The organism is Streptomyces sp. NPDC047706 (genome assembly GCF_043204795.1).
Lineage (GTDB): Bacteria > Actinomycetota > Actinomycetes > Streptomycetales > Streptomycetaceae > Streptomyces.
The window spans coordinates 1-22960 of sequence record NZ_JBIDCW010000001.1 but is presented as its reverse complement, the minus strand read 5'-3'; the positions used below and the strand labels follow the sequence as shown (position 1 = coordinate 22960).

20 protein-coding genes and 1 pseudogene are annotated in these 22960 nt (G+C 72.2%); 5 read left to right on the top strand and 16 right to left on the bottom strand.

The window, feature by feature from the left end; all coding sequences use genetic code 11:
* Nucleotides 1–340 precede the first annotated feature (340 nt).
* On the bottom strand, nt 341–1246 hold the full coding sequence (locus ACGF8A_RS00105) for a S1 family peptidase (RefSeq protein WP_393102538.1): 906 nt from the start codon (nt 1244–1246) through the stop codon (nt 341–343).
* A 604-nt stretch (nt 1247–1850) separates the two neighbouring features.
* The gene (locus ACGF8A_RS00100; RefSeq protein ID WP_393102536.1) at nt 1851–3011 is read right to left on the bottom strand and encodes a DUF5685 family protein; all 1161 of its coding nucleotides are present in this window, start codon (nt 3009–3011) and stop codon (nt 1851–1853) included.
* Nucleotides 3012–3347: 336 nt separating this feature from the next.
* Here ACGF8A_RS00100 and ACGF8A_RS00095 point away from each other — a divergent pair, with 336 nt between their 5' ends.
* The gene (locus ACGF8A_RS00095; protein ID WP_393102534.1) at nt 3348–3785 is read left to right on the top strand and encodes a cell division protein SepF; all 438 of its coding nucleotides are present in this window, start codon (nt 3348–3350) and stop codon (nt 3783–3785) included.
* Between the two features lie 35 nt (nt 3786–3820).
* Here the strand turns inward: ACGF8A_RS00095 and ACGF8A_RS00090 are convergent, their stop codons facing one another.
* Together ACGF8A_RS00090 and ACGF8A_RS00085 are read right to left on the bottom strand one after the other, a co-directional pair.
* Nucleotides 3821–5011, bottom strand: a complete 1191-nt coding sequence (locus tag ACGF8A_RS00090) for an acyl-CoA dehydrogenase family protein (RefSeq protein ID WP_393102532.1) — start codon at nt 5009–5011, stop codon at nt 3821–3823.
* A gap of 117 nt (nt 5012–5128) precedes the next feature.
* Entirely contained in the window at nt 5129–6751 is a 1623-nt protein-coding gene (locus tag ACGF8A_RS00085; RefSeq protein ID WP_393102530.1) for an MFS transporter, read from the bottom strand.
* A 261-nt stretch (nt 6752–7012) separates the two neighbouring features.
* On the opposite strand from ACGF8A_RS00085, the gene ACGF8A_RS00080 reads away from it, so the two are divergent.
* Both ACGF8A_RS00080 and ACGF8A_RS00075 read left to right on the top strand, forming a co-directional pair.
* Nucleotides 7013–8254, top strand: coding sequence for a mannosyltransferase family protein (locus ACGF8A_RS00080; protein ID WP_393102528.1), 1242 nt, complete (start codon nt 7013–7015; stop codon nt 8252–8254).
* A gap of 239 nt (nt 8255–8493) precedes the next feature.
* A complete protein-coding gene (locus ACGF8A_RS00075) occupies nt 8494–9531 on the top strand; it encodes a phosphatase PAP2 family protein (RefSeq protein WP_393102526.1) in 1038 nt (345 codons plus the stop codon).
* A 69-nt stretch (nt 9532–9600) separates the two neighbouring features.
* Here ACGF8A_RS00075 and ACGF8A_RS00070 read toward each other — a convergent pair whose 3' ends face one another.
* The 5 genes and pseudogenes from ACGF8A_RS00070 to ACGF8A_RS00050 form a co-directional block, all read right to left on the bottom strand.
* Nucleotides 9601–9810, bottom strand: a complete 210-nt coding sequence (locus tag ACGF8A_RS00070) for an I78 family peptidase inhibitor (protein WP_393102524.1) — start codon at nt 9808–9810, stop codon at nt 9601–9603.
* Nucleotides 9811–10288: 478 nt separating this feature from the next.
* Nucleotides 10289–10686, bottom strand: a pseudogene (locus tag ACGF8A_RS00065) (HTH domain-containing protein); the annotation flags it as partial.
* A gap of 28 nt (nt 10687–10714) precedes the next feature.
* Nucleotides 10715–12889: an acyltransferase family protein gene (locus ACGF8A_RS00060; RefSeq protein WP_393102522.1), complete on the bottom strand. Its 2175-nt coding sequence runs from the start codon at nt 12887–12889 to the stop codon at nt 10715–10717.
* A gap of 243 nt (nt 12890–13132) precedes the next feature.
* Nucleotides 13133–13735 (bottom strand): transglycosylase family protein, encoded by a 603-nt coding sequence (locus tag ACGF8A_RS00055; protein ID WP_393102520.1) that lies wholly within the window; start codon nt 13733–13735, stop codon nt 13133–13135.
* A 131-nt stretch (nt 13736–13866) separates the two neighbouring features.
* Nucleotides 13867–14520, bottom strand: a complete 654-nt coding sequence (locus ACGF8A_RS00050) for a transglycosylase family protein (protein ID WP_393102518.1) — start codon at nt 14518–14520, stop codon at nt 13867–13869.
* Between the two features lie 548 nt (nt 14521–15068).
* Between ACGF8A_RS00050 and ACGF8A_RS00045 the strand changes: the two genes are divergently transcribed.
* Both ACGF8A_RS00045 and ACGF8A_RS00040 read left to right on the top strand, forming a co-directional pair.
* Nucleotides 15069–15851 carry a hypothetical protein gene (locus tag ACGF8A_RS00045; protein ID WP_393102516.1) on the top strand — a complete coding sequence of 261 codons (783 nt, stop codon included), beginning with the start codon at nt 15069–15071 and terminating at the stop codon, nt 15849–15851.
* A 132-nt stretch (nt 15852–15983) separates the two neighbouring features.
* Nucleotides 15984–16361, top strand: coding sequence for a hypothetical protein (locus ACGF8A_RS00040; RefSeq protein WP_393102514.1), 378 nt, complete (start codon nt 15984–15986; stop codon nt 16359–16361).
* 38 nt (nt 16362–16399) lie between these two features.
* Here the strand turns inward: ACGF8A_RS00040 and der are convergent, their stop codons facing one another.
* The 7 genes from der to ACGF8A_RS00005 form a co-directional block, all read right to left on the bottom strand.
* Complete coding sequence (gene der / locus ACGF8A_RS00035) at nt 16400–17884, bottom strand: ribosome biogenesis GTPase Der (protein WP_393102512.1); 1485 nt, start codon at nt 17882–17884, stop codon at nt 16400–16402.
* A 124-nt stretch (nt 17885–18008) separates the two neighbouring features.
* Nucleotides 18009–18719, bottom strand: a complete 711-nt coding sequence (locus ACGF8A_RS00030) for a lysophospholipid acyltransferase family protein (protein WP_393102510.1) — start codon at nt 18717–18719, stop codon at nt 18009–18011.
* On the bottom strand, nt 18677–19357 hold the full coding sequence (gene cmk, locus ACGF8A_RS00025; RefSeq protein ID WP_393102508.1) for a (d)CMP kinase: 681 nt from the start codon (nt 19355–19357) through the stop codon (nt 18677–18679). Before cmk ends, ACGF8A_RS00030 begins: the two co-directional genes overlap by 43 nt.
* Before the next feature lie 128 nt (nt 19358–19485).
* Nucleotides 19486–20571 carry a prephenate dehydrogenase gene (locus ACGF8A_RS00020; protein WP_393102506.1) on the bottom strand — a complete coding sequence of 362 codons (1086 nt, stop codon included), beginning with the start codon at nt 20569–20571 and terminating at the stop codon, nt 19486–19488.
* On the bottom strand, nt 20568–20930 hold the full coding sequence (aroH, locus tag ACGF8A_RS00015; RefSeq protein WP_393102504.1) for a chorismate mutase: 363 nt from the start codon (nt 20928–20930) through the stop codon (nt 20568–20570). The genes ACGF8A_RS00020 and aroH overlap by 4 nt, the downstream gene beginning before the upstream one ends.
* A gap of 108 nt (nt 20931–21038) precedes the next feature.
* Nucleotides 21039–22061, bottom strand: coding sequence for an ADP-ribosylglycohydrolase family protein (locus ACGF8A_RS00010; RefSeq protein WP_393102502.1), 1023 nt, complete (start codon nt 22059–22061; stop codon nt 21039–21041).
* Nucleotides 22058–22777: an NUDIX domain-containing protein gene (locus ACGF8A_RS00005; RefSeq protein WP_393102500.1), complete on the bottom strand. Its 720-nt coding sequence runs from the start codon at nt 22775–22777 to the stop codon at nt 22058–22060. Before ACGF8A_RS00005 ends, ACGF8A_RS00010 begins: the two co-directional genes overlap by 4 nt.
* Nucleotides 22778–22960: the final 183 nt, after the last annotated feature.

The window sequence follows — 22960 nt, the reverse complement described above, 5'->3', positions numbered from 1 at the left end:
GCGAACGGCACGGTCAGGACGCGCGTACGGCAACTGACGTGCGCCCCTTACACCTTGGACCGGCTTGACTGTGCACGGTCAGCACTGGGCTCTTCGCAGTGCAAACACTACGCGCGAGTAACCGGTATGCGGTCAGTGAGGTCTAGTCCTGTCTTGAAATCGCCCCGCAGACCGGATCCAGCCGGGCTCCGGACAAGCGAGAGCCCCCGCACGAGAGTCTCGTGCGGGGGCTCGGGGTGGTGATGCCGTTCGCGCCGGCTCCCCTCACGGAGCACGGGGAACCGCGCGAAAGGTCACGGACGATCGCAGCCGTCCACGGCCTTCACCGGCGGGGCGCTGCTCAGTACACGTTCACGCCGTAGGCGCTCAGCGCCTCGGTGACCGGCTGGAAGAACGTCGTACCGCCGGAGGAGCAGTTGCCGCTGCCGCCGGAGGTCAGACCGTACGCGGTGCCGTTGCTGCCGTAGAGCGGGCCGCCGGAGTCGCCGGGCTCGGCGCAGACCGTGGTCTGGATGAGACCCGAGACGATGTCGCCGCCACCGTAGTTCACGGTCGCGTTGAGCGCGGTGACCCGGCCGCTGTGCGTACCCGTGGTGGAACCGTCACGGATGACGGTGGTGCCCACGCTCGGGGTGGCGGCACGGGTGATGTCGACACCGTTGGCGGTGCCCGGCCGGCTCACGGAACCGGTGTAGCGCACGATGCCGTAGTCGTTGCCGGGGAAGCTGGAGCCGGCGGTCGAGCCGATGACCGTGGTGCGGCCCGAGTTGGAGTACCAGGTACCCGCGCCGTCGGTGCAGTGACCGGCCGTCAGGAAGTACTCCGTGCCGCTGGAGGAGCGGACGTTGAAGCCGAGGGAGCAGCGCCAGCTACTCGCATAGATGGCGTCGCCGCCCTGGATGAGCTTGCTGAACGTGCCCGGGGTGCGCTTGATCGTCAGCGCGCCGGCGTCGTCACCGGCCTGCCGCTTGATCTCGGCGATCTCGGCCTGCGAGACCGTGCTGTCGACGGTGACGAGGACCCGGTTGGTCTTGCTGTCGACGGCCCAGGCGGTGCCCGGGACGTCGGCCTTCAGCACCGAGCCGCTGACGCCCTTGAGCTCGGCGGCGCTGAAGGTGGTGGGGGTGTCGGACGCGTTCGCGCTGGGGACTGTGAACGCGGCTGCGGCCACGAGGCCGGCGGAAACGGCGATCAGCCGGGTCCGTCTCGTGATTCCGCTGCGGGGGGTGGTGCGCTTGATCCTCACTTCTCGTTCCTCCACATGGGAAGTAGGGGGCCCGCGTGGGGTCGGGGCCCGGTGAGGCGCAGTCAGCGGCATCGGTGTCCGGATTCCGGACCCGTCGTGCCCCTGACAAGCGCTGAGGGGGAGTATTCGGCCGCACGGCCGACGGGCGCAAGGGCGCCTTTCGGCCGTCAACATTTGAACGACGGATCAGAACGGCTCCCCTGTCGCCCCGTCAGATCGCCTTCCGCTGCGGGCGTCCGGGCCCGGTCCCCCGCCGGTGCCCGCCGCCGCACCCGGCACGCACGGTGCGAGGGCCGGCGCCCGGGGTGCGGCACCCCGGCACCGACCAGCGCGGATCGTACGACGTGGCCGCGTCGCCCGGTGACCGCCGCCGCACCCCGGGCGGCGGATCGAAGCCTGTTGCGCCCCAGGCCCTTTCACGGGTCAGGGCGGCCGGTCCGCCCTCCCCGGACGCCACCCGGCCGCACGTCGCCCCACGATCCGGGGTGTCCGGAAGTCGCCCCTCCGGATGGCCGTCCAGCCGGTGGGCGGCCATGAGCGCGAGCGGCCCTCGGGGCCCGGACACCGTCTGTGTGCGGGACCGCGGCCCCGAGGGACACCCGGGTCAGCAGTTGCAGTTGCAGTCGCAGCAGCAGCCGTCGCAACAGTTCCCGCAGCAGTCACAGCCCTCGCAGCAGTCGGAGCAGTCGGAGCAGCGATGGCAGAGGCCCTCCTTGGGCTCCCGCGTCCACGGATCCTCGTACTCGCCGCAGCACATCTGACACGTGCACGCGAGGCCCGCCCAGACGAGGCACCCCGCGAGCAGCCCCCGCCGGTCGCGGCGCGGCGGCCCGGGCGGCACCGGCCCGCCCGGTCCGCCGGGCGGGGCGTAGGGACCGGCCAGTTCGGGCCGGTGCCCGCACGAGGCGGTGCCGAAGGCACGGCCGACCGAGGCGGGCAGCTCGTGCACGAGCAGCCGGTGCGCCAGCCGCCCGTCGGAGAACTCCACCTCGCGCAGCGCGAGCCGGATCCCGTGCACGGCGTCGTCGGCGAGCCGCCGGGCCTCGGTGAGCGAGGTGCGCGTCGCGGTGAGCGGGTTCCAGGCACCCGACGCGGCGTCAGTTTCCAGGTCCTCCACGGCGTCCAGCAGATGCGCCAGCCGTCCGAAGAGCCGGCCGGCCTCGGCGAGCGGTTCGGCGTTGCCCGGCCGTCCGGCCAGGAGCGCGGTGTGCGCGAAGGCCGCGGCGGTCGCGGTCTCCGTCGGCTCGGTGACCGCCAGTACGGGTGTCCCTGGCCCGGCGAGCGCCTCGACGCCGGCCTGCCGGTCCACGGCGTCGACCAGCACCGCCGTGTCGAAGCCGACGACCGCTCCGCCACGGGCCCCGGCACGCCCCCACCGGTCCGCCACCCGGCGTGCGGCGAGCGCCACGGGCCGCCGGGCCGCCAGCCCGTCCCCGTCGGCGACATGGTCACGCACCTTGGCCGAGGCGAGCACCAGCGAGACGGCGGCGGCCAGCCGTGCCCCCTCACCCCGGGCGACGGACGCGGTCCGCATCCCGCGCAACGGACAGGGCCCGGCCGTACGCCGCAGCAGACCGACCTCGGGAGCGAGCGACTGAGCCTCCGTCAGAACGGAGACCAGCAGCCCGTCGTAATTGGTCACCACCCGTGCGAACTGCCCGTGGTCGCTGCGCAGTGCGAGACACAGCCCGCACAAATGCGCCATCCACTCGGTCTTGAGCCGCTCCCCCAGCCGAGGCCGGCACGGCCTGACGATTCCGAACACGATGATCCCCCGTGATACGCGCGATGTTGAGAGGCGGCATCGTATCGACGCCGAGCCACTTCTTCGTATCGGCCGATTTTCACATCGGTTCGACCACTCCGGTTCACCCGTACGCCCCGTCGCTCACCCATACGCCACCAAGAATCATATTTCACTCACAGTCAGCAGCTGTGTATGACAACACCCTTGGGGTATCCGGCCTCTCGACGTATCCGCCGTGCACCAGTACCGTCACAAACCCCCCGCGCGGCGTCTATCCACTTGGCGCGCCGTCCGCATCATGGATGACCATAGGGATGCGGAAAGCAAGAAGGATTGCTGTGAGAGGAGGCGTCCATGGGATCGGTGCGCAAGGCGAGTGCGTGGCTCGGCCTCGTCGACGACAACGATGACGAGCGTTACTACGACGACGAGTACTCCGAGGGGACCGAGTCCGGCGACGCCTGGGTCACGGACCCGCGGGTGAAGGTGGCCGCGGACACGGCCGAGCAGAAGGACCGCCGGATCGCCACGGTGAGCCCGGACAGCTTCCGGGACGCCCGTGCCATCGGCGAGCTGTTCCGGGAGGGCGTCCCGGTCATCATGAACCTGACGGCGATGGAACCCGCCGACGCCAAGCGCGTGGTGGACTTCGCGGCCGGCCTGATCTTCGGGCTGCGTGGATCGATCGACCGCGTGTCCAACCGGGTGTTCCTGCTGACCCCCTCCGACACGGAGATCGTCAGCGGGGACCCGGCCGCCCACCGGGCGGACGGGTTCTTCAACCAGAGCTGAGGCAAGGCCGCTCACCGGAGCCGCCCCCGCGGGGGTCAGCGGAAGGCATCGAGTCCGGTGAGCGCCTTGCCCAGCACGAGCTGGTGCATCTCGACGGTGCCCTCATAGGTGAGCACCGACTCCAGATTCGTCGCGTGCCGCATCACCGGGTACTCCAGGGAGATCCCGTTGGCGCCGAGGATCGTCCGGGCCGTCCGGCAGATGTCGATGGCCTCCCGCACGTTGTTGAGCTTGCCGAAGCTGACCTGTTCCGGCCGCAGCCGCCCCGCGTCCATCCGCCGCCCGAGGTGATGGGCGAGCAGGATCCCCTTGTGCAGTTCGACCGCCATGTCGGCGAGCTTGGCCTGGGTGAGCTGGAACCCCCCGATGGGCCGCCCGAACTGCTCCCGGCTCTTCGCGTAGTCGACGGCGGCCTCGAAACTGGCCCGCGCCGCCCCCATGGCCCCCCACACGATCCCGTACCGCGCATGCGACAGACAGCTGAGCGGTCCGCGCAGCCCGGACACCTCCGGCAGCACGGCATCGGCGGGCAACCGCACGTCGTCGAGGACCAGTTCGCTCGTGACGCTGGCCCGCAGCGACCACTTGTGCTTGATCTCGGGCGCCGAGAACCCGGGCACGTCCGTGGGCACGGCGAACCCGCGGATCCCGTCCTCGGTCTGCGCCCACACCACGGCCACCCCGGCGACGGACCCGTTGGTGATCCACATCTTCCGCCCGTTGAGCACCCAGTCGGCGCCGTCCCGCTTGGCGTACGTCCGCATGGAGGCCGGGTCCGATCCGTGGTCGGGCTCGGTCAGCCCGAAGCACCCGATGATGTCACCGGCGGCCATGTCCGGAAGCCAGCGCTGCTTCTGCTCCTCGGAGCCGAACCGGTGGATGGCGTACATGGCCAGCGATCCCTGCACGGACACCAGCGAGCGGATCCCGGAGTCGGCGGCCTCCAGCTCCAGGCAGGCGAGCCCGTACTGCACGGCGCTGGCCCCCGCGCACCCGTACCCGCCGAGCGACATCCCGAGGGCGCCGATCTCTCCGAGCTCCTTGGCCAGCTCCCGGATGCCGGGCAGTTCCCCCGCCTCGTACCACTCGGCGACGTGGGGCAGCACACGATCCGCGGCCCAGCTGCGCACGGTGTCCCGGACGGCCAGGTCCTCCGGCTCCAGCAAGTCGTCGATCCCGAGCGGATCCGACGCGTCGAAAGGGGGGAGTTTCGGGGACACGGGCATCCTCCGGGCAGCTCAAACTAGCAGCGCTAGTCACGGACTGGGAGTGACGTTACGACGCGGGGAGTCGCGGGGCAACCACCCGCAGACCCCCGGCTGCGATCACCCGCACGCCACCCCTCAACGGACGCGCACAGGCGGTGCGTGGGTGGCGGACCCGGCCTCGGCACGCGGCGACGGCACCTCCACGGCGACATCGGCATCACACTGCATCACCCGCGGCAACCGCAACGCCATCACCGCCCCGAGCAGCAGCAGCCCCGCGCTCACCAGCAACGTCACATGCAGTCCGTGCACGAAGCTGTCCCGGGCCGCGCGCCGCAGTGCCTGTCCGGCCGAGCCCCCGAGCTCGCCCGCCACGTCGTACGCCTCGCCCAGCGAACGCCCCGCGGCGGCCGACGCCGCCGCCGGAACGCCCGGCACGGAGGACAACCCGGGTGCGTACGCCGCGTTCATCACCGTCCCGAGCAGCGCGATGCCGATCCCCGCCCCGAGTTGGTACGACGTCTCCCCTATCGCCGCGGCGCCGCCCGCCTGCTCCGCCGGCGCCTCGCTCAGCATGGACTCGTACGCCCCGAACAGGGTCGTCTCCAGACCGAACCCCAGCAGTACGAACCCGGTGAGCAGCAACGGCGCCTGGTCCTGCCGCCCCATCGCGGTGAGCAGCACGACCGCCAGCGCGGTCAGGCAGAACCCCGCACAGACCATCCGCCGGGGCCCGAACAGCCGCAGCATCCGCGCCCCGAACAGCCCCGCCGCCATCGCCGCCACGGTCAGCGGCAGCAGCCTCAGCCCCGTCTCCAGCGGCGACAGCCCGAGCACGAGTTGCAGATACTGCGCCGCGATCAGCTCCAGCCCCACCAGGGCGAGCATCGCCAGCACGATGCACCCGACCGAAGTGCTGAACGCCGGCCGCGTGAACATCCGCAGATCCACCAGGGGATGCTTGCGCCGCCGCTGTCGCCGTACGAACAGCGCGAGCAGCGCCGCACCCACGAGCAGCGGCATCACGGTGAGCAGGCTGCCGGCCGGCTCCCCGCCGCCCAGGCGCTTGATCCCGAGAACCACCCCGAACAGGCCGGCCGCCGCCATCAGCGCGCCCGCCACGTCCCAGGGCCCGTCCTCGCCGCCCGTCGACTCGGGCAGCAGAAGCCTCCCGACCGGGAGGCTGACCAGCATCAACGGGATGTTGACGAGGAACACCGAGCCCCACCAGAAGTGCTCCAGGAGGAAGCCGCCGAGCAGCGGCCCGACCGCCGCGCCGACCGCGGCCACCGCACTCCAGACGCCGATGGCGAGCGCCCGTTCGCGCCGGTCGGGGAAGACCTGCCGCAGGATCGACAGCGTCGCCGGCATGATCATCGCGCCGCCGACGCCGAGCAGCGCCCGGGCCAGGATCAGCGCCTGCGGGTCGTGGGCGACGGCCGCCATCGCGGAGGCGACGCCGAACAGGGCGTATCCGAGCAGCAGGATCCGTCTGCGGCCCACCCGGTCACCGAGGGTGCCGAAGAGGATCAGCAGCGAGGCGCAGACGAGCGGGTAGGTGTCGACGATCCAGAGCAGCTCCATCGCGCTCGGCCGCAGGTCCTCGGTGACGGCGGGCACCGCCACGTGCAGCACGGTCGCGTCGACGGCGACCAGCAGCAGGCTGGTGCAGAGGACCACGAGAACGACCCAGCGGTTGGCACCGGCCCCGGCCGCCCGACCGCGCGGCCCGACGGCAGCCGTGGTCGTCCCGGACATGTACGTACCTCCCAGATGTTCCCTCGCCTCGGCGGGCTCACGGGGGGCGGGGACCTCCCGCGACTCGGCCGGAGAGGAGCGGTGGTCTCCGGCCCGCGCAACGAATGGCGAGTGGCACGTCAGCGTACGCGAGTTCGTGACGGGGTCACGTGGCGGAGCTCTCATACAGATGGCGGAACGGTGTGGCGTGCGCCACTACCCTCCCCCTCCATCACGCCAGGTCCGGCGGGCCGGTTCCGGCCGCCGTCGATAATCGAGCCCGTGACCGATCTTGAGACACGCGTGGCACCCCGGGCACTCGGGGCGGCGGCTGCGGCCCTGCTCGGGTACGCGGCCGTCCGCGCCCTCGGCCTGCTCGTACTCGCCGTCTGGAGTGCCGCCCGCGACAAGAGCGCGTACACACTGCTGACCGCCCGCTGGGACTCCCTCTGGTACACCCGGGTCGCGGAGCTGGGGTACGGCTACGAGGTGCGGCTGCCGAACGGCGACGTCCACTCCAACCTCGCCTTCTTCCCGCTGCTGCCCTGGCTGGAGCGGCTGCTGCACGCGACGACCCCGCTGTCGTACGCGGGCGCCGGCTTCGTCGTCGGCCTGTTCGCCTCACTCGCGGCGGCCGGGGGGATCTTCGCGGTCGCCGCCCAGGTGTACGGCCGCCGGGCAGGCCTGTACGCCGTGCTGCTGTGGGCGGTACTTCCGGTGGGGATCGTGCAGTCCATGGCGTACAGCGAGTCGCTGTTCACCGCGCTCGCCGCCTGGTCGCTGTACGCGGTCCTCACCGGCCGCTGGCTCACCGCGGGCACCCTGGCCCTGCTGGCGGGTCTTACCCGGCCCGTGGGGCTCGCGGTGGTCGCGGCGGTCTGGGCCGCGGGCATCGCCGCCTTCCTCCGGGAGCGTGCCGGCACTGCTCCATCCGCGCACCACCGGAGCACGGCGCCCATCAACGGCGCGCACCCGGACGAACCCGCCCCCTCCCCCGCCCGTCACCTGCCCCCGGACGGCGCACCGGCCTGGCGGCGCGCCCTCGGCATGCTCCTCGCGCCCCTCGGAACCGCCGGGTACGTGCTCTGGGTCGGCCACCGCACCGGCAGCGGCCCGCTCGGCTATCTCGACGTCCAGGCGGGCTGGCGCAACGGCTTCGACGGCGGCTACGCCTTCGCCCGCTTCATCGCCGAGAAGTTCACATCGTTCCCCTCGGCCCTGGCCGGTCTGGCGCTGATCGCCGGGGTGGCCCTGCTCGTCCGGCTCTACCTCGTGTGCGTCCGGCAGCGTCAGCCGCTTCCCCTCCTGGTGTACGCGGGGGTCGTCACCGCCCTCGCCCTGGGCGCGTCGAGCTACTTCGGCTCGAAGCCGCGCCTGCTGCTCCCGGCGTTCCCCCTGCTGCTGCCGCTCGCCCTCGCCCTGGCCCGGCTGAGCACCCGGGGTCGCGCCCTGGCCGTCGGCGGCGCCGCGGTGGCCTCGGCGGTGTACGGAGCGTTCTGGCTGAACGGCTCCGGACCGCCGTGAGGCGCCCGCGCGGCCGGTGAGCCCGAGGGGAATTCCTGCGGATGATCGGGTGAACGATTACACAGGCGGCCTAATACAGCCCCACCGGAATGATCAAAGGAAATCAAGGGAAGGAGACCTGCCTATTACCGGATTCCCTTGAAATAGACCCGTTCCTGAGAGCAATCCCACATCACATCGTCATTACAACCCCGGTGATTCGTCGGGGAACACAGCTCACTCGCTGTAACGTCGATTGGGTGCGTACCGAACCAAAGCTGACCCGGCTCGACCGGATCTTCGCCCGGCTGGACCGCGAACCCGTGCGGCCGGTCCTCGAGGTGCCGCGTATGACGCGGCACCGGGTGGTGCTCTTCGGCGCGACTCTCGCCTTCTACCTCACGATCGTCCTGGCCGTGGTGACCACCTCGTGGCTGGTCCGGTTCGACTGGCAGGCGATGCTCTTCCGGCCGTACCAGCAGTGGCCGGAGATCCACGCCTTCCTGGACTACTGGGTGGTCCTCGGCCAGCGCGGCCCGACCGCCGTGATGGTCGCCGCCTGGCTCGGCTGGCGCTCCTGGCGGCAGCACACGGTGCGTCCGCTGCTCGCCTTCGGCGCGGCGCTGCTGCTGCTGAACGTGTCGGTCGGCGCCGTGAAGTACGGCCTGGGCCGCTCGGGTCCGCACTACGCGACCGAGGTCGGCTCCAACGAGATGTGGCACTGGTTCCAAGCGGGCAGTGACATATTTCCCTCGGGTCACACCGCGAACGCCGTCGTGACCTGGGGCATCCTCGCCTATCTGGCCACCTCGCCACGGGCCCGGCGCTGGCTGTCGGCCCTGTCGGCCGTCCTGTCGCTCAGCGTCGGCCTGACCACCGTCTACCTCGGTACGCACTGGCTGAGCGATGTGCTGCTGGGCTGGGCCGCGGGGCTGCTGATCCTGCTGGGACTGCCGTGGTTCGAGCCGCCCATCGCCCAGGCCGAGGCCTGGCTGCTGGAGCTGCGCGACCGGCTGCTGGCCGGCGCGCGCCGTACGGCGCCGCGGCCCGCTCCGGTGCCGGCCGCGGCAGCGGTCGCGGCCGGCACGCTCACGGCCGCCGTGGAGGAGGCGCCGCCGCGCGAGATCTCCCCGACGACGGCCCGCGCCCCGCGGGCGCCCATCTTCCTGGCGCCGGGGCCGCACACCGCCCGCTCGGAGCGCACGCCGGTCACCCCGACCGGCAGCCGCCGCCCGCAGCACCCCGAGCGTGTGGCACGCGGCTCGACACCGGCGGCCCGCCCGCTCACGGGCGGCTGACCGGCCCGGACGGACATACGCCGAAGGCCCCGGTCCCCACCTCGGGAACCGGGGCTTCGCCATGTCCCGTCAGCCCTTCCAGGCCCGCGCCACGCTGCCGTCCTTGACCTCGAAGTTCAGCCGGCCGGCCCGGTACTCCATCGTGATGATCGTCCCTGGTGCCAGCGAGCGCACCGTGGTCCAGCCGCGCCCACGCGCGCGTTCCTCGGCGTCCGGCTGGGTGAGGCCGACGTAGGTCTCGGGATCGTCATCGGGTTCGGATGTCGAGAACGGTGCCATGACGCCACGCTAGGCGCTGCGCCACGGGCGGGGAAGTGCGAGGCCTGCACCGAGGGTCACCGATCCCCCTCCGGTCACACTTCTGTCACAGGATCACGACATGCGTTTCGGTGTCGCTTCGTCACACGGAAGGGCGGTTCCGTACGCCTTACGCATGTATTCGAACGCAATTCCCGTGTGTCCGCGCGGCACTCCGAATAGCGGCGGAAAGCTCGTTCGAAGAGTGTCCCTGGACGGTCCGGCGACGCCTTTCCTTTTCGGCAGCGGGCCGGTCCGCCGAATGGCGGAACAGCACAGGAAACACACGCATTCGGCACAGGATCCCCGTATACCCCGGCTCCGCCCGCGGCGGCGCGAGCATCATGGCGGGTGCTCGCGGCGTTCTCCAGCCCGGCTCGGGCGGTCCCGGGCGGCCGTGACGGCCTCGCTCAGCTCGGCCGGCCGGAGCACCTCGGACCCGAGGCCCCGCAGCATCACGGTCGTGGGCGAGGCAGGCGAAGCGCGGCCGTTCGGCGTCCCGGCACAGCCCCGCCGGTTCGGTCAGGAGCGCCGGGTCGACGACGGCCCGGGTGCGCCGCCGGACATCGGCACGGTGAAGGCGTTGAGCGCGCCCCCGCTGCGACGCAGCCGGCTCGACAGCACCTGCTCCAATTCGGCGAGCGCCCCTACGGGGGTCTCGCCGATGCGCTCGACGCCCTGCCCGGCGGCCGTGCGCAGGCCGACGGCGACCGGATGGCCGAGCTCGCGCAGCCGGTCGACGTCCCGGCGCACCGTGCGCGGGGTGACACCGAGGCGTTCGGCGAGCTCGGCTCCGGATCAGTCACGGTGGGCCTGGAGGAGGGAGAGCAGGCGCAGCAGACGGGCGGAGGTTTCCAGCGGGGGCAAGTGTCACGCACCCGGTGTCTCACGCACCCGGGCGCCGGCTCAGGTCCTCTCCGTAGAGCTCCAGCAGGTAGTCCTCCACCACCGGGGTGAGCGCCTCGACATAGCCGTCCGCCAGGTGCCCGAAGTCGCGGTAGACCATGGTGTTGCCGACCACGGTCGGGCAGGTGCCGGACGGGGCGCAGATCCAGTCGTAGGGGTCGAGGACCGTCACGTCCTCGGCGGCGGCCGCCTCCCGGATGGCCTGCGTGACCTCGGGCTTGCGGTCGGCCTGCGAACGGTGCCGGGCGCAGTCGCTCAGGCTGTCCGGATGCGCCACGGCGCAGTCCACCGCGTTGTTCTTCGGCCAGGGGTTGTCCAGCACGGTGAGCACCCGGGTGCCGCCCTCCTGGAGCATCCGGTACGTCTCGGCCTGGCCCTTGCCCCAGACCTCGGCCATGTCGCCCTCGCCGTACAGCTTCGCCGAGTTGGAGCTCGACGTGATGACGAGTTCGGGCTTCATCTTGCGGATCTTCTCGATGGTGACCGCCCGCCAGTCGTCACAGGTCGAGTACGGGCCGCCGTTCCACTCGATGGTGATGTGGGAGATCTTGCAGGCGTTCTTGGTGAACGAGTACAGCTTCCAGTGGTGCTTGCGGGCGATCGCGTCGAGCGCCGGGAACCACTGCGCGACGTGCGAGTCGCCGAACAGGACCACGCTGCGTTCGGCGTCCTTGTCGCCGTACAGGCAGGGCTGCGTCTGCACCGTCCCGGTCATGGTCAGCGCGCAGCCGTCGGTGTAGACCGCGGACCGCTCGTACGCCGTGTCCCGCATGCTCGGCGTGAGGTTGGACGGCAGCTTCTCCACCGGCTGCCGCAGCAGTTCGGTCAGCGCGGCGCGCGGGTCGGACGCGGTGGCGAGGGTCTCCTTGGTGTCCGGCCGGGCCGCGCCCTCGTTCAGGGCCGGCGGGAACTGCGCGGCGAGCACCGCGGCCGCGGCCGCCACGGCCGACAGGCCGAGACCCGCCGACAGGCCCCTGCGGGCCCGGGCCTTGAACGCGCGGTGGAAGCGCATGGGATTCTCCACCAGGTGGAGGGTGGCCCAGGCGAGGACGATGCCGCCGAGCGCCGCGATCAGCCGCAGCGGTCCGTCCTTCTCGCCGAATCCGGCCGCGGCCGGGACGATGATGATGAGCGGCCAGTGCCACAGGTACCAGGCGTAGGAGACCCCGCCGATCCAGACGGCGGGGCGCAGGGAGAGGACCGCTCCGGCGCCCCAGCGGCCGGCCGCGGCACCTCCGGCGAGGACGGCGGCGGCACCGGCGACGGGGATCACGGCGTTGTAGCCGGGGAAGGGGGTGCTCTCGTCGAAGGCGACGGCCGCGTAGGCGATGGCGGCCAGGCCGGCCCAGCTGACGACGGCCGCGACGGGGCGGGGGATGTCGTCCAGGCGGTGTGCCGCGAGGGCCAGCAGGGCGCCCACCGCGAGCTCCCAGATCCGCGCCTGCGAGCCGAAGTAGGCCCAGGACGGGGAGGTTTCGGTGAGGTGCAGGCTCAGCGCGAAGGAGGCGACGGCCAGCGTGAGCAGGGGGATGGCGAGCAGCACCCGGCGCCGGAACAGCTTGAGCCCGACGATCAGGACGATGGGCCAGATCAGATAGAACTGCTCCTCCACCGCCAGCGACCAGAAGTGCTGGAACGGCGAGGGCGGCACGTCCGTGTTGAAGTAGTCCGTCCCGGACTCGGCCAGCCGGAAGTTGACGACGTACCAGGCGGAGGCGATGGCGTCCTTGGCGTAGTCCGCGAAGCGCAGCGGCCCCAGGAACAGCCAGGAGCCCGCCAGCGTCGCCACGACGACGAGGGTGGACGCCGGCAGCAGGCGCAGCGCCCGGCGGGCGTAGAAGCGGCCCAGCGAGATCCGGCCGTCGCGGCGCCATTCGCGCAGCATCAGCGAGGTGATGAGGAACCCGGATATCACGAAGAAGACGTCGACGCCGACGAATCCGCCGGCGACCGAGGACACTCCGGAGTGGCCGAGCACCACGAGGGTGACCGCCACCGCGCGCAGGCCCTGGATGTCGAGCCTGAGTCCCGCGCCGCCCGCCGCCGGAGCTGACGGCTTGCCGTGGTCCCCGGGAGCACCGTCCCGTGGTTCCGGAACGGACGGGACATCTTCGGAAGTGGGCCGCGGGGGATGTACGAGGCGGCGGACGGGCACCGTGTTGATCTCCTTGCTCGTGGGACGTCACCCGGCCGGCGCTGGTGGTCGCCCCGGAGCCGGACGATCGAACTTACCCTCGACCGGGTCCGCGAGTCATGACGTTGCCATCACATCAGCGTAACGAGCAGGTGAACCGGGTTTGAATCGAAACCGACGGCGTGAACACCTTAGGCCGTGCGGGCGAGGTGAAGCACGTCCGCGGTGCGCCGCACGGCGACCAGGGCTTCGAACCGGTCCATTTCATCGCACGGGAAGCGGCGGGCCGAACACCGCGGGGGCGTGCTGGGTACGGGCCGCACTGCCCGGGATGATCAGTGTGATGCCGGTCCCGATCCGCCCGGGACTGGGCCCGATCGTCTGCCTGTTGGCGTCGTAGAGGGCCTTCCAGCCGCCCCCGATCCGGTACGCGCGGGCGATGGAGGCCAGCGTGTCCCCGCGCTTGACGGTGTACCAGCGTCCCTTGAGGCCGTATCGCTGCGCGCAGACCGGCCAGGCCCCCCACCCCTGCTCGGCGACCACTTCCCGCGCGACGGCGATCTGCTCCGCCCGGGTGGCCAGGTCCGCGCGCGGGGCGTACTTCAGGCCGCCGTACGCCTTCCAGGTGGGCTGCGAGAACTGCAGGCCGCCGTAGTAGCCGTTCCCGGTGTTGAGGCTCCAGCGGCCGCCGCTCTCGCACTTGGCGACGCAGCCCCAGGGCCACTGGTCGTCGGCGCACGCGAAGGCCGAGCGCACGGTGGACGGGCCGGTCGCGGGGGACGCCGGGGGTGCCGCCTGGGCGGCGACGGGGGCGAGGACGGTGAGCACGGTCGCGGCGAGGCCGAGTGTGAGTGATTTTCTGTTCATCGGATCACGCTAGGCAGCGCGCCCCCCGCGCCGGCCGAGCCGCGCCCGGCGGGTGCCGGTGCCCCACCCGGTCGGCGGACCGGGCGGGGCACCGCGCCGCGTTCAGCAGGGCGCGGCCCGGAGGGCGCGGCTCAGAGTGCGAGGCGCTGCCCGGGCACGATCACATCGGGATCACCGCCGATGACGGCCTTGTTGGCGGCGAAGAGGCGCTGCCAGGTGGTGCCGTTGCGGGCCGCGATGCCGCTCAGCGTCTCGCCCTGGCGGACGGTGTGGTCGCCGCGGGACGCGTCCCGGTCGGTGTGCCCCCACTCGCGCGCCTGCGCGGGCTGCGACGACCGCTGCTGCGCCGGGGCCGGCTGCCGCGCAGGGGCCGAGTTCCCCGCGGACGCCTCCGGTGCGGCCGGCGCGCCGCCGTACGCCCCGGCGCGCGTCGAGCAGACGGGCCAGGCGCCCCAGCCCTGGGCCCGCTGCACCTGGGTGGCGACGGCGATCTGCTGCTCCCTGGACGCCTGGTCGGCGGTCGGGGCGTAGGCGGTGCCGCCGTACGCGCGCCAGGTGCCGGCGGAGAACTGGAGTCCGCCGTAGTAGCCGTTGCCGGTGTTGATGTGCCAGTCGCCGCCGCTCTCGCACTGGGCGATGCGGTCCCACACTCCGCCGTCCGCCGCGGTGGCGGTACCGCCGGCTGCCAGCAGGCCGAGCGGGGCGAGCAGGGCCGCCCCGGTGAGGACCGCCGTCGTACGCGCCTTACGGACGCTGTCGCGGGTGGTATCGGCACATTCGGACATGTGATTCCCTCTCCGCCTACCCGGGGTCCCCCAGGCCTGGCGCGGTCCCCACGCGGGGGCGTGGTCGTCGCGCCGGCCCCGTCCCGCCGGAGGTGGTGAAGTGGACCGGCCTGCCGCGGCCGGCCCGGGCCGGTGGACGAAACCCGAGCGGTGCTCGTTGCACACGGCGCAGGAATGTACGGAGCATCACGAGGCCGGATCAACCAACTGCCCGTCACCCCAGGCCAGTTCACTGTTACCTGAGGTAGCAGAAATTTCCGGCCACCCATTTCATTCGCCGATTTCGGTATTTGTCGACCACTCCCTCCTTTATGCTGTGACCCACCTCACCGACTCAAATCCCTTACGGTGACGCTCACTTGACGCAGTGTGTTCGATTTCATGCCAGTCGTGACCGTGTGCGGTGGACGGTTCGATTCCGTGCGCCGGGCAGCGTGACTACCGCCACAGCTCGGCCGTTGTCTTCTTCATGAGCCGGGGACGCACCCCGGCCCACAGGCCGGGAGCCACCCGGCCTCGCCACGCATCGCATCCCGAGGGAGCCACCCGTGCCGCGCATGCTCGACGTCAGCGACGAGGTACGCGCCGAGATCGGCGACGAAGAAGCCGACCGGCTGCTCGCCGGAGACAACGCCCCGGGCAGTTATGACTGCACGTCCTGCCGCACCCCGGGCGACTCCGAGCGCGAACGGACCAGCACCGTCCTGTTCATCGGCGACGAGACCGCCGTGCTCGCCTTCGCCCACGCCGGCTGCCTGCCCTCGCAGGTCGTCCAGGTCACCGAGGAACAGCTCCAGGGCGCGGTGAGGTCCATCAGTGGCAACTCCGTGGACCTGGAGCCCGCGAAGGTGACGCCCGAGCAGGCCGTGCTCGGCGTGACCAGCGGACTCGTCCTGATCGCCGGGGAGTTGCACCCGGCACTGGTCGTCGAGCCCACCGGCCCGATCGTGCGCCCCGGTTCCACCGGCGCCGGGGACGACTTCCTGCCGCTGCTGATCGAGCAGGGCTTCATGCCGGTGACCGAGCTGAACTCCGTCCCGCCGGTGCTGCACGGCTGGTCCGTGCTGCTCGCCATGGGGCAGCTGCACGCGGTGCTCCAGCCGGGGATGAACGGCGGGCAGCCGGTGGCCTGGTGGCAGGCGCACCAGCCGTTGCAGGTGACGGACGGCTGGCGGGCGGCCGCGAACAAGCACCAGCAGGTGCTCATGTTCGCCGCGCCGGTCGGGTCCATCGGCCGGCAGCCCCGGGAGGACCTGCTGCGGGACGCGCTGGACAAGGCCGCGGCGGGCGGCAAGCTGGTCGCGAGCGTGCTGCCGCTCGCGGGAACGTGACGCACGCCGGCGTCCGGGTGGGCAGGAGCCCCGGCGGGCACGGGGCGTCGCTGGCCGGCCGCGCCGTGCGCCGCACCCCTTGAGGCGTTCCCGCGACCGCATCCCTTCCCGCTCGGGGTCGTTTGGACATACGTGCACGCATACGACGTTCCCCGCCGCCAGTCCTTGCAGCCGATCCCGTCCGCTCGGTCCGGTCAGGATCATTCCGGCGGGCAATCGGCCACGCCGATCTACGACGCGCTCTACGCCGAGTACGTCAAGTCCTTCCGTGCGCTGCCGGGCGACCGGCGCGGCGAGGAGGATCTGGGGTTCACGGCGTTCGGCAACCTGGGGCACGGCTCTGGTTCGCACAACGGCTCGTACGGCGCCTACAGCGCGGGCGCCCAGAGCACCCGGCACGGTGGCGGGCAGCAGCCGACCTGGCAGCGGGTCGGGACCATCGGGCAGCAGCACGCCACCGGGATGCACCACATCCCCGCACTGCCACCCGGCCCCCGCCGGGGAATCTGAGAGGGCGGCCCCCACCGGGGCCGCCCTCTTTGCTGTCGCTACTTCTTCTTGGCGCCGCGCTTCTCGCGCACCCGCACCGAGATGTGGATCGGCGTCCCCTCGAAGCCGAACTCCTCGCGCAGCCGGCGCTCGATGAAGCGCCGGTAGCCCGCCTCGATGAAGCCGGAGGCGAAGAGCACGAACCGCGGCGGCTTCGTGCCCGCCTGGGTGCCGAACAGGATGCGTGGCTGCTTGCCGCCCCGGACCGGGTGCGGATGGGCGGAGACCAGCTCGCCCAGGAAGGCGTTCAGCCGGCCCGTCGGGACGCGCGTCTCCCAGCCCGCGAGCGCCGTCTCGATCGCCGGGACCAGCTTCTCCATGTGCCGCCCGGTGCGCGCCGAGACATTGACGCGAGGCGCCCAGGAGACCTGGCCCATCTCGGTCTCGATCTCCCGCTCCAGGTAGTAGCGGCGCTCCTCGTCGAGGGTGTCCCACTTGTTGTACGCGAGGACGAGCGCGCGGCCCGCCTCCACGGCCATGGTGACGATCCGCTGGTCCTGCACCGAGATGGAGTCGGCGCCGTCGATGAGGACGACGGCCACCTCGGCCTTCTCGACGGCGGCCGCGGTGCGCAGCGAGGCGTAGTAGTCGGCGCCCTGCTGGAGGTGGACGCGCTTGCGGATGCCCGCCGTGTCGACGAACTTCCAGGTCCTGCCGCCGAGTTCGATCAGCTCGTCGACCGGATCACGGGTGGTGCCGGCGAGTTCGTTGACGACGACGCGCTCCTCGCCCGCCACCTTGTTCAGCAGCGAGGACTTGCCGACGTTCGGGCGGCCGATCAGGGCGACGCGGCGCGGTCCGCCGACGCCGGCCCCGCCGAAGCCCTCGCGCGGTGCCTCGGGCAGCGCCTCCAGGACCGCGTCCAGCATGTCGCCGGTGCCGCGGCCGTGCAGCGCCGACACGGGGTGGGGCTCGCCGAGGCCGAGGGACCACAGGTAGGAGGCGTCGGCCTCGCCGCTCGGGCCGTCCACCTTGTTGGCGCACAGCACGACGGGCTTGCCGGCCTTGCGCAGCAGGCGTACGACCGCCTCGTCGGTGTCGGTGGCGCCCACCTTGGCGTCGACCACGAAGACGACCGCGTCGGCCGCCTCGATGGCGAACTCGGCCTGCGCGGCCACGGAGGCGTCGATGCCGAAGACGTCCTGCTCCCAGCCGCCGGTGTCGACGACCTTGAAGCGGCGGCCCGCCCACTCGGCCTCGTAGGTGACGCGGTCGCGGGTGACGCCCGGCTTGTCCTCGACGACGGCCTCGCGGCGGCCGATGATGCGGTTCACCAGGGTCGACTTGCCGACATTCGGGCGGCCGACGACGGCGAGGACGGGCAGCGGTCCGTGACCGGCCTCCTCGATCGCGCCCTCGACCTCCTCCGGGTCGAAGCCCTCTTCGGCGGCGAGCTCCATGAACTCCGCGTACTCGACGTCGCCGAGCGCCCCGTGATCGTGCTCGAACGCGTCCGAGCCGTCGGGCTGGGTCTGGTCGTTCATGAAGTCCGTACCTCGTCGTTCATCGTGGTGATCGGTGGATTGCCCCTGTTCGGGGTGATCCACTACTCAGTGTCGCCCAGCGCCCGTCCGGGCGCCTGGCGTTTTTCCGGTCCGGCCGCGGGCCTCAGGCCCGGCCGCCGGGGCCGGACAGCCTGCCGGTGAGCCGTCTGGCCTGCGCCAGGTGCTCGGTGAGCTGCTTCTGGATGCGCTCGGTCGCCTCGTCCAGCGCCGTGCGCGTACGCCGTCCGCTGCCGTCGCCCGCCTCGAACGGTTCGCCGAAGACGACGTCGATCCGGTGCCGCAGCGGGGGCAGCGCCTTCACCAACCGTCCTCGCCGCTCGGAACTTCCCAGTACGGCGACCGGGACGACCGGGGCACCGCTGCGCACGGCGAAGTAGGCGAGCCCGGCGCGCAGCGAGGCGAAGTCGCCCTCACCCCGGGTGCCCTCCGGGAATATCCCCAGCACACCGCCGGCCGACAGCACGTCCAGCGCCCGGGTGACCGCCGTACGGTCGGTGCTCTGCCGGTCCACCTTGACCTGGCCGATGCCGGTCAGGAAGGGTTCGAGCGGGCCGACGAACACCTCCTTCTTGATCAGGAAGTGCACCGGCCGGGGCGCGACGCCCATCACCATCGGGCCGTCGACGTTGTGCGAGTGGTTCACGGCGAGGATCGCCGGGCCGCTCGCCGGAACCTTCCAGGCGCCGAGCACCCGGGGCCGCCACAGCGCGTGCATCAGCGGGAGGCCGATGCGCCGGCCGACCTCCGCGCCCCGCAGGGACCGTGCCTCGGTCACTTCGCCGCCCGCTTCTCCTCGACGAGGGTGACGACGCACTCGATGACCTGCGGCAGCGTGAGGTCGGTGGTGTCCACCTCGACCGCGTCGCCCGCCTTCGCGAGCGGCGAGGCCTTGCGGCTGGAGTCGGCGGCGTCCCGCTTGATCAGGGCCTCGCGGGTGGCGTTCACGTCCGCGTCCTTCAGCTCACCGCTGCGCCGGGCGGCGCGGGCCTCCGGGGAGGCGGTGAGGAAGATCTTCAGGTCGGCGTCGGGCAGCACCGTCGTGCCGATGTCACGGCCCTCGACGACGATGCCCCGCTCCGCTTCGGTGGCGATCGAGCGCTGCAGCTCGGTGATCCGGGCGCGCACCTCGGGTACGGCGCTGACCGCGCTGACCTTGGAGGTGACCTCCTGGGTGCGGATCGGTCCGGCGACGTCCACGCCGTCGACCGTGATCGTCGGGTTGGCCGGGTCGGTGCCCGAGACGATGTCCGGCTTGCCCGCCACGGCGGCGATCTCCGACGGGTCGGCGACGTCGATCCCGTTGGTCACCATCCACCAGGTGATCGCCCGGTACTGGGCACCGGTGTCCAGGTAGCTCAGGCCGAGCTGCGCGGCCACCGCCTTCGACGTGCTGGACTTGCCCGTGCCGGAGGGGCCGTCGATGGCGACAATCACTGCCGGGACGCTTTCCACTGTGGGGACCTTCCTGGGCCGGGGTGGCGATCTGGGGCGGGACGGTGCCCCGCACAAGGTTACTGGGTGCGGGTCACTCGTCCGGCCCACCCGCCCGGCGCGGAGGCGCTCCCCCACCGGCGGATCGCCTACTGGCGGATCGCCCAGCCCCGCTCCTGCAGCGCCGCCGACAGCACGGGCACCGCCTTCGGCTCGACCATCAGCTGCACGAGACCGGCCTGCTGCCCCGTCGCGTGCTCGATCCGCACGTCCTCGATGTTGACCCCGGCCTGACCGGCGTCGGCGAAGATGCGGGCCAGCTGGCCCGGCTGGTCGTCGATGAGCACCGCGACGACCTCGTACACGCGCGGCGCGGAGCCGTGCTTGCCGGGCACCCGGATCTGCCCGGCGTTGCCCCGCCGCAGCACGTCCTCGATGCCACCGGTCCCCTGACGGCGTTTGGCCTCGTCGGAGGACTGCAGGGCGCGCAGCGCCCGGACGGTCTCGTCGAGGTCGGCGGAGAGGTCGCCGAGCAGGTCGGCGACCGGGCCGGGGTTGGCGGAGAGGATGTCGATCCACATCCGCGGGTCGGAGGCGGCGATCCGGGTCACGTCCCGGATGCCCTGCCCGCACAGCCGTACGGCCGCCTCCTCGGCGTGCTCCAGGCGGGCGGCGACCATGCTGGAGACCAGGTGGGGCATGTGCGAGACGAGCGCCACGGCCCGGTCGTGGGCGTCGGCGTCCATGACGACCGGCACGGCACGGCAGTGCGAGACCAGCTCCAGGGCGAGGTTCAGCACCTCGGTGTCGGTGTCCCTGGTGGGGGTGAGCACCCAGGGGCGGCCCTCGAAGAGGTCGCCGGTCGCCGCCAGCGGGCCGGACTTCTCCCGGCCCGACATGGGGTGCGTGCCCAGGTACCGGGTCAGGTCGAGCCCGAGCGCCTCCAGCTCGCGGCGCGGGCCGCCCTTGACGCTGGCCACGTCCAGGTAGCCGCGCGCCAGGCCGCGCCGCATGGCGTCGGCGAGCACCGCGGCGACGTGCGCGGGCGGGGCGGCGACGATCGCCAGGTCGACGGGCCCGTCGGGCGCCTCGTCCGTACCGGCGCCGAGCGCGGTCGCCGTGCGGGCCTGCTCGGGGTCGTGGTCGTCGAGGTGGACGACGACGCCGCGCTGGGCGAGGGCCAGGGCGGCGGAGGTCCCGATGAGTCCGGTGCCGATGACGAGTGCGGTTCTCACTGGGCGATGTCCTTGCGCAGAGCGGCGGCGGCGCCCAGGTACACGTGGTTGATCCCGGCCCGCGGCCGGTCGGACTCGATGTGCGCGAGCACCCGGACGACGCGGGGCATGGCGCCCTCGATGTCCAGTTCCTGGGCGCAGATCAGCGGCACGTCCAGGATGCCGAGCTTGCGGGCGGCCGCGGCCGGGAAGTCGCTGTGCAGATCGGGCGTGGCCGTGAACCAGATGCTGATCAGGTCGTCGGTGGTCAGCCCGTTCCGCTCCAGGACGGCGGTGAGCAGGGCCCCGACCTGCTCGTCCATGTGGCCGGCCTCGTCCCGCTCGAGTTGGACGGCGCCCCGGACCGCTCGTACCGCCACGGCTGCTCCTTGCTGGTGTGCGACATCGGCTCTACGTCCGTCAAGCCTAGTCAGCCCGGTGCGGACGGGTGCGGGGCGCTCGCCCGCTGAGACGGGCGGGCCGGCGTCTCAGAGATCCCAGAGGGCGCCGAGCGTCACCAGTTCACTCCGGTACTCGATCCGGTCCGCCCACTCGGCGGGCCAGGCCTCGGCGCCGAGGTACGCGCCCGCGAAAGCCCCGGCCAGGCACGCGATGGAGTCGGAGTCGCCGGAGGTGCACGCGGCCCGGCGCAGGGCGGTCAGGGGCTCGTCCACGAACTGCAGGAAGCACAGCAGCCCGGTGGCGAGCGCCTCCTCGGCGATCCAGCCCTCCCCCGTGGCGAGGCAGGGGTCGTTCTCCGGGGAGAAGGTCCGCACGGCGTCCCGCAGCCGGTCGAGCACCCCCAGGCACTCGTCCCACCCGCGCGCGATGAACTGCTCCGGCGTGGCGTCCCCGGCCCGCGTCCACAGGTCGCCGAGCCACCGCTCGTGGTAGCGGTCGCGGTTCTCGTAGGCGTACGACCGCAGCAGCCCGACGAGCCCGGTCGGCTCCGCGCCGTGCGCGAGCAGCCGTACGGCGTGCGCGGTGAGGTCGGAGGCGGCCAGTGCCGTGGGATGCCCGTGTGTGAGGGCGGCCTGCAACTGGGCGGCGCCCGCGCGCTGTTCGTCGCTCAGCCCGGGGACGAGGCCGATCGGCGCGACGCGCATGTTGGCGCCGCATCCCTTGGAGTGGATCTGGCTGGCGTCCTGCCAGGGCCGCTCAGGCTGCTCCAGCAGGACACAGGCCCGGATGCAGGTGTTGCCGGGAGCCCGGTCGTTCTCCGGGGAGCGGTTCCAGTCGATGAACTCCTGCCGCACGGGCCCGGCCAGTTCGCCCGGTCCGAGCACCCCACGGTCCGTCGCGGTGCGCAGGCCGCGCCCCAGCGCCAGTGTCATCTGCGTGTCGTCCGTGACGACGGCGGGCGCCGGCAGTTCCATCTCCCGCCAGGGCCCGAACTTGGCGAGTATCGACGGCACGTTGCTGAACTCGGTCGGGAAACCGAGCGCGTCCCCGAGGGCGAGGCCGATCAGGGAGCCGGTGGCGGCGCGCTTGCGGACGGTGGTGGAGGTCATGCGGGGCGTCCTTCCCGGGACGGGCGGAGGAGGGGCGGGTGCAGGGCGGCGGCGTCGCCCGCGCGGTAGAGGGCGGCGGGTTTGCCGCGGCCTCCGGTCAGGCGCGCGGCGCCGGGGACCGGTGTGACGAAGCCGGGGGTGGCGAGCACCTTGCGCCGGAAGTTGGGCCGGTCGAGCGGGGTGCCCCACACGGCCTCGTAGACCTGCTGGAGCTCGCCGAGGGTGAACTCGGGCGGGCAGAAGGCGGTGGCGAGACCGGTGTACTCGAACCTGGCCCCGACCCTCTCGTGCGCGTCGGCCAGGATCCGGTCGTGGTCGAACGCCAGCGGCCGGGCCGTGTCGTACGGCACCCAGCGGGCCTGCGTGGCGTCGCCGCCGCCGTACGGCTCGGGCGGATCGGGCAGCAGCGCGGTGAAGGCCACCGAGACGACCCGCATCCGGGGATCGCGGTCCGGCTCGCTGTAGGTGCGCAGTTGCTCCAGGTGCAGCCCGGAGACGTCGGACAGGCCGGTCTCCTCGGCGAGTTCACGCCGCGCCGCCACCTCCGCGGACTCGTCCGGCAGCACGAAGCCACCGGGCAGGGCCCAGCGGCCGGCGTACGGCTCCTGTCCGCGCTCGACGAGCAGGACGTGCAGCGCGCCGGCACGGATGGTGAGGACGGCCAGGTCGACGGTGACCGCGAAGGGTTCGTACGCGTACTTGTCGTAGCCCCGCACGCACCATCACCCCCTTAATAGTCACACTGACTATAAAGGGGGTGGTGGTCACTCGCAAGGGGCCGGCCGCACCTGCTGCTTCTAGAGGCAATGCCGCTGACTTTGGGGTGAGTTGCTTGTAGCTTGTGGCCGGGAGGGATGCTGGTGCCACGGGCTGGGCAGGTGAAGCCGCCGGTTGAGGAG

Coding starts and splice junctions, on each gene's coding strand:
- ACGF8A_RS00095 (WP_393102534.1), top strand. CDS start 3,348: ATGGGATCGGTGCGCAAGGCGAGTGCGTGGCTCGGCCTCGTCGACGAC.
- ACGF8A_RS00090 (WP_393102532.1), bottom strand. CDS start 5,011: ATGCCCGTGTCCCCGAAACTCCCCCCTTTCGACGCGTCGGATCCGCTC.
- ACGF8A_RS00085 (WP_393102530.1), bottom strand. CDS start 6,751: ATGTCCGGGACGACCACGGCTGCCGTCGGGCCGCGCGGTCGGGCGGCC.
- ACGF8A_RS00070 (WP_393102524.1), bottom strand. CDS start 9,810: ATGGCACCGTTCTCGACATCCGAACCCGATGACGATCCCGAGACCTAC.
- ACGF8A_RS00055 (WP_393102520.1), bottom strand. CDS start 13,735: ATGAACAGAAAATCACTCACACTCGGCCTCGCCGCGACCGTGCTCACC.
- ACGF8A_RS00050 (WP_393102518.1), bottom strand. CDS start 14,520: ATGTCCGAATGTGCCGATACCACCCGCGACAGCGTCCGTAAGGCGCGT.
- der (WP_393102512.1), bottom strand. CDS start 17,884: ATGAACGACCAGACCCAGCCCGACGGCTCGGACGCGTTCGAGCACGAT.
- ACGF8A_RS00010 (WP_393102502.1), bottom strand. CDS start 22,061: ATGACCTCCACCACCGTCCGCAAGCGCGCCGCCACCGGCTCCCTGATC.